Origin of the sequence: Flavobacterium sp., from assembly GCF_003525665.1 — a bacterium.
GTDB lineage: Bacteria > Bacteroidota > Bacteroidia > Flavobacteriales > Flavobacteriaceae > Flavobacterium.
Map to the genome: position 1 here is coordinate 1 of NZ_DQDX01000150.1, position 6,080 is coordinate 6,080.

Annotated in this window: 7 protein-coding genes; 2 read left to right on the forward strand and 5 right to left on the reverse strand. The window is 33.4% G+C overall.

Going from position 1 to position 6,080, the window contains the following annotated elements; all coding sequences use genetic code 11:
• Window positions 1-722 (forward strand): 1-phosphofructokinase family hexose kinase (locus DIU01_RS10540; RefSeq protein ID WP_290834229.1); only part of this gene is annotated, 722 nt, incomplete at its 5' end.
• Between the two features lie 3 nt (window positions 723-725).
• Here DIU01_RS10540 and DIU01_RS10545 read toward each other — a convergent pair.
• The 3 genes from DIU01_RS10545 to lepA all read right to left on the reverse strand — a co-directional run bounded on the left by DIU01_RS10545 (window position 726) and on the right by lepA (window position 3,160).
• Complete coding sequence (locus DIU01_RS10545) at window positions 726-1,034, reverse strand: type II toxin-antitoxin system RelE/ParE family toxin (RefSeq protein ID WP_290834231.1); 309 nt, start codon at window positions 1,032-1,034, stop codon at window positions 726-728.
• Between the two features lie 2 nt (window positions 1,035-1,036).
• Window positions 1,037-1,258 carry a hypothetical protein gene (locus tag DIU01_RS10550; protein WP_290834233.1) on the reverse strand — a complete coding sequence of 74 codons (222 nt, stop codon included), beginning with the start codon at window positions 1,256-1,258 and terminating at the stop codon, window positions 1,037-1,039.
• Window positions 1,259-1,363: 105 nt separating this feature from the next.
• Window positions 1,364-3,160 carry a translation elongation factor 4 gene (gene lepA, locus DIU01_RS10555; RefSeq protein WP_290834235.1) on the reverse strand — a complete coding sequence of 599 codons (1,797 nt, stop codon included), beginning with the start codon at window positions 3,158-3,160 and terminating at the stop codon, window positions 1,364-1,366.
• A gap of 288 nt (window positions 3,161-3,448) precedes the next feature.
• On the opposite strand from lepA, the gene dusB reads away from it, so the two are divergent.
• Entirely contained in the window at window positions 3,449-4,441 is a 993-nt protein-coding gene (gene dusB / locus DIU01_RS10560) for a tRNA dihydrouridine synthase DusB (RefSeq protein ID WP_290834237.1), read from the forward strand.
• On the opposite strand, the gene DIU01_RS10565 is transcribed toward dusB, so the two are convergent.
• Together DIU01_RS10565 and rbfA are read right to left on the reverse strand one after the other, a co-directional pair.
• The gene (locus tag DIU01_RS10565) at window positions 4,438-5,640 is read right to left on the reverse strand and encodes an FtsX-like permease family protein (RefSeq protein WP_290834238.1); all 1,203 of its coding nucleotides are present in this window, start codon (window positions 5,638-5,640) and stop codon (window positions 4,438-4,440) included. The genes dusB and DIU01_RS10565 overlap by 4 nt on opposite strands.
• Window positions 5,641-6,033 (reverse strand): 30S ribosome-binding factor RbfA, encoded by a 393-nt coding sequence (gene rbfA, locus DIU01_RS10570; protein WP_290834272.1) that lies wholly within the window; start codon window positions 6,031-6,033, stop codon window positions 5,641-5,643.
• Window positions 6,034-6,080 lie beyond the last annotated feature (47 nt).

A 6,080-nucleotide genomic window follows, 5' to 3' on the forward strand; every position in this document is an offset into this window, starting at 1 on the left:
AAATGTTGGAAGATTTAATTAAGAATGAAAATCTAGAAAGTTGTGTAATCAAAACTAAAAATTGGACCAGAGAAAATTTCATTGCATTCGAAAATAAAACCAAAGCACAATATAGATTCGGATTTCCAGGAAATGAATTTCATGAAGATGAAAAAAATAAAATCCTCCAAACCATAAAAGAGCTGAAAACTGATTATCTAGTCATCAGCGGAAGTTTGAACGAAGGATTAGCAACCAATTTTTATCAAAAAATAGCAGAAATCGCTAAAGAATCAAACATAAAAGTTATCGTTGATACTTCTGGCGAAGCCTTGCAAAAAGTATTAGAAACTGGCGTTTATTTGATCAAACCCAACATTGGCGAATTAGCAAAACTAATTGGAGTCGAAAGGCTAGAGTTACCAGAAGTAGAAAAAGCAGCAAAAAAACTCATCGAAAATAAAAGTGCCGAAATTGTGGTAGTTTCACTTGGTGCTGACGGTGCAATTTTGGTCACAAAAGATGAAACACATTTAGTAAAAGCACCAAAAGTAGAAAAGAAAAGTACCGTTGGCGCAGGCGATAGCATGGTTGGCGGAATGGTTTGGGCATTATCACAAAATAAAACGCTAAAAGAAGTAATCCAAATAGGTGTTTGTTGTGGAACTGCTGCGACTATGAACGAAGGAACACAACTTTTTAAAGCAGAAGATGTGATGAGGCTGTTAGGTGAAATAGAATAATTTTTACTTACCTGTATTTCTTTTCCAAATTTCAGGATTTCTAGAAGTATGAAATACTGCAAAAACGGCAACAATTTTCAATTCCTCATTAATTTTGTAATGAATCAGAAATGGGAATTTTTCAATTTTTCTACAACGAATTTCATTGTATTTTATGGAAAAAATATAAGGATCTTTCTTTAATGAATTGATTTGCTTTTTTACTTGGGTAGCATAACGCTTGCCCAATCCTTTTGATTGAATTTCGTACCAATCTCTTGCTTGCTGAATGTCTTTAAAAGCATCAACATCAATTTTTAACTCATAAATCAAAATTATAAATTTTTAGAAACTTCCTCCCAATCTAATAGTCTGTTTGGGTCAATTTGTGACTCAGAAACTCGATCTAAAACTATTTTTTGGTGTTCAATAGGAATTTCTATTTCATCATTCCATATTGCGTCATTAATTTTCAATCTATCTGTTGGAGATAATTGTTTAACCGCTTCTAATAGTTGGTTTATATCTAATTTGATATTTAAATTAATGGAGTCCATATAACAAAGTTACTAAAAAAAACAAAAGTAAAACAAAAAACCCAACAACTTTCGTCATTGGGTTTTGTCTATATTCTATTCTCTATTTTCTTTATTCTAAAAAAATTAATCATTCAACTTCAAAACAGCCATAAACGCTTCTTGTGGAATTTCAACATTTCCTACCAAACGCATTCTCTTTTTACCTTTTTTCTGTTTTTCAAGAAGTTTACGTTTTCTCGAAATATCACCACCATAACATTTTGCAGTAACGTCTTTTCTTAACGCTTTTATAGTTTCACGAGCAATAATTTTTGCTCCAATGGCTGCCTGAATCGGAATGTCAAATTGTTGTCTTGGTATTAATTCGCGTAATTTCTCACACATTTTTTTACCAATAGTGTAGGCATTACTTTCGTGAATCAACGCAGAAAGAGCATCAACCGATTGTGCGTTTAATAACACATCAAGTTTCACCAATTTAGAAGTTCGCATTCCAATTGGAGAATAATCAAATGAGGCGTAACCTTTAGAAACTGTTTTCAATCGATCATAAAAATCGAATACAATTTCAGCCAATGGCATATCAAAAGTTAATTCAACTCGTTCTGTCGTCAAATACGTTTGATTGGTAATTACACCACGTTTTTCGATACACAAACTCATTACATTTCCAACATAATCGGCTTTGGTAATGATGGTTGCTTTTATATACGGTTCTTCAACTCGGTCTAATTTTGAAGGTTCTGGTAAATCGGATGGATTGTTAATTACAAATGAAACTTCTGGATCTTTTTTGGTGTAAGCCAAATACGAAACGTTGGGAACTGTAGTAATTACAGTCATATCGTATTCGCGTTCCAATCGTTCTTGAATAATTTCTAAGTGCAACATTCCTAAGAATCCACAACGGAAACCAAATCCTAAAGCAGCCGAACTTTCTGCAGCAAAAACCAACGAAGCATCGTTCAATTGTAGTTTTTCCATGGAAGCACGCAAATCTTCAAAATCGTCGGTATCCACAGGATAAATTCCGGCGAAAACCATTGGTTTTACATCTTCAAATCCGGTAATCATATTTGTTGTTGGCGTTTTTGCATCCGTTAAGGTATCACCAACTTTTACTTCTTTTGCTTCTTTAATTCCAGAGATTAAATATCCAACATCGCCAGTAGAAATAACGTTTTTCGGAACCTGATTCAACTTCAAAGTTCCTACTTCATCAGCGAAATATTCATTGCCTGTAGCCATGAATTTAATCTTCTGACCTTTCTTTATCTCACCATTTTTTACACGGAAAATAACTTCAATTCCACGAAACGGATTGTAATGTGAATCAAAAATTAACGCCTGTAATGGTTCATCAACATTACCTTTTGGAGCAGGAATTTTCTCAATAATTGCAGCAAGAATATTTTCAACACCAAATCCAGTTTTACCTGAAGCGTGAATAATATCTTCTAGTTTACAACCTAATAAATCTATTATATCGTCACTAACTTCTTCAGGATTTGCACTTGGTAAATCGACTTTATTCAAAACCGGAATAATTTCCAAGTCGTTTTCTAAAGCCAAATATAAATTAGAAATCGTTTGAGCCTGAATACTTTGTGCAGCATCAACAATTAGTAACGCACCTTCGCAAGCCGCAATCGAACGAGAAACTTCATACGAAAAATCTACGTGTCCAGGTGTATCAATTAAATTCAAAATGTATTGTTCACCTTTATAAGTATATTCCATTTGAATGGCGTGACTTTTTATGGTAATTCCACGTTCACGCTCCAAGTCCATGTTGTCAAGCAATTGTGCTTTTTCTTCACGAGCAGTAACGGTTTGTGTTGCGCCAAGAAGTCTATCGGCAAGCGTACTTTTTCCGTGGTCAATATGTGCAATAATGCAAAAATTTCTAATATTTTTCATCTTCGTTTTCTGTCAATTTTTTGGGCGTTTCCGCTGAAAAAGCGGTCGGGCTTTTCGTTGCAATCTTTTACTTTTTAAAGAAAAAAGTAAAAGGATTTTCACTGCAAATAAAATTCACTGAACTCCTATAAAAATAAAAGTTATGTGAAGTAATCCCTAACGCAATATTCCAATAATAAGGAATTAATCTGCAAATATAAAGTAAAGTTTTGATTTATATGTCTGAAACTTGAAACCTTAAACTTGAAACCAACAAAATTTTGTATTTTTGCAAAAAAAATTAATCCAATGCCCAAAATAGGCAACATCATATTACCAGATTTTCCGCTATTACTTGCGCCGATGGAAGACGTGAGTGATCCACCATTTCGTAGGTTGTGTAAATTGCACGGTGCCGATTTAATGTATTCCGAATTTATTTCTTCGGAAGGATTGATTCGTGATGCCGTAAAAAGCAGAATGAAATTGGATATTTTCGATTACGAACGACCAGTTGGAATCCAAATATTTGGTGGTGATGAAGAGGCAATGGAGATGTCTTCACGAATTGTCGATGCTGTTCAACCCGATTTGGTGGATATCAATTTTGGTTGTCCAGTAAAAAAAGTAGTTTGCAAAGGTGCAGGCGCAGGAGTTTTGAAAGATGTAGATTTGATGATTCGCTTAACAAAAGCAGTTATTAAAGGAACATCGCTTCCGGTAACGGTTAAAACTAGATTAGGTTGGGATGAAAATTCTATAAATATTGATGAGGTTGCTGAAAGACTACAAGATATTGGTGTGCAAGCCTTAACGGTTCATGCAAGAACTCGTGCGCAAATGTACAAAGGCCATTCTGATTGGACTCATATTGAACGAGTGAAAAATAATCCTAGGATCACAATGCCAATCTTCGGAAACGGCGATATCGATTCTCCAGAAAAAGCATTAGAATATAAAAATAAATTCGGCCTTGACGGAATGATGATTGGTCGTGCAGCAATTGGTTATCCTTGGATTTTTAACGAAATCAAACATTATTTTGCTACAGGAGAACATTTAGCAAAACCAACAATTTCCGATAGAGTAGAAGCTGCAAGAAATCACTTGACTTGGTCAATGGATTGGAAAGGTGAACGCCTTGGAATTATTGAAATGCGTCGTCATTACACCAATTACTTCAAAGGAATTGCCAATTTTAAAGAATTTAGATTAAAATTAGTAACCATCGAAGATCCAGAGGAGTTATTCAAAGCTTTAGATGAAATTCAAGAAATCTATTCTGATTATCAGGTTTTTTAATCTAATAATTTTTTACTAACACGACTACTTGCAATCAAACTTGCAATAAATCCAAGTGTTACAATCGTTCCAAAAACAATAAGTACATTTTGAATCGAAAAAACCACAGGATAAGCCAAACTCTCGGTAATCATAATTAGATTGAATTGCTGTTGAATTATAACAACAATAATTCCTAAAACAAGTCCGATAATTCCACCTAAAACACTCAATAATGTTCCTTGAAGTAAGAATATCTTTCTCAAATCTTTTACTTCGGTTCCTAAATTGTAAAGCGTTTTTAAATTGGCTTTTTTATCTAAAACCATCATAATCAAAGCGCCAATTAAGTTGAAAAGCGCAATAATTATCACTAAAGTACAGATTAGGTAAACGGCAATGTTTTCGGTATTTAGCATCTTATATAAAGTAGCATTCAGTTCCGCTCGGTTCTTAACTTCTACTTTATTGTTTAATATTTTTGCTATTTCAGTTCGAATGGCATCTTCATCAGCATTGGGTTTTGTTTTAAATTCAATTCCCGAAATTTGATTGGGTTTGTATTCTAATAATTCTTGCGTCAATCCTAAATCGGCAAAAACATATTTAGAATCGAGCTCTTCATTATTAGTTGCAAAAATTCCAACCGGAATTATAACTGATTTATTAAAAGCATCATCCGGATTTTCGATAGCTCCTTTTCCAGGTTTTGGTACAAAAACTTCTAACTGATTATTGAAATCAAATAATCCTAACGATAATTTTTGTGAAATTCCATAACCAACAACAACCTGAACCGTTTTTGGTTTGAACCAAGATCCGTTAAAAAGTTTTTGAGAAGCTTTATTAACATGAACAAAATTAGAATCAACACCTTTTATAAAAGTAACTTGTTGTTTTCCGCTAAAAGAAAAAAGCACGCGTTCTTCAATTACCTTACTAAAACTGGCAATTCCATCAATATTTTTGAGTTGCTTTTCTTGATTGGCAGAAATTTCAAACGATTTTCCACTTTTAGGATTCGCCTTAAAATCGGGATCAAAATCATTCGAAAACGACAAACTAAAAACTCGTAATCCACTAAAAACCGACAATACTATAAACAAAGCCATCGTACTAAAAATAATTCCACCCGAAGCAATTCGGGAAATAATATTAATAGCATTATTCTTGCTTTTACTAAAAATGTAGCGTTTGGCTATGTAAAGTGGGAAATTCACTTACGCTTTTTTACGTTTTTCTAAAAGATCACGATTTTCAATTGGATTTTCCTTTGCAGAAAGCGCATTATCAATTTTCTCGATATAATCCAACGAGTCATCAATGTAAAAAGAAAGATTAGGTACTTTTCTCAATTGCAATTTCACACGTTGTGATAAATCATGTTTAATCAGCGGCATATTCGATTTCACAGCAGCCAAAATTTCGGCAGCTTTATCTTGAGGAAAAACACTCAAATATACTCTTGCAACTCCTAAATCTGTAGTAACAATAACCTTAGAAACCGAAATTATCAAATTTGTAAGTCCGTTTTTTCTCACTTCACCTTGAAGAATATCAACCAAATCATTTTGTAGAACGCTTCCTATTTTTTTCTGTCTATTTGTTTCCATTCGGCAAAAATACGATTTTTCTCTTAAATAATTAGAAGCGAATGGCT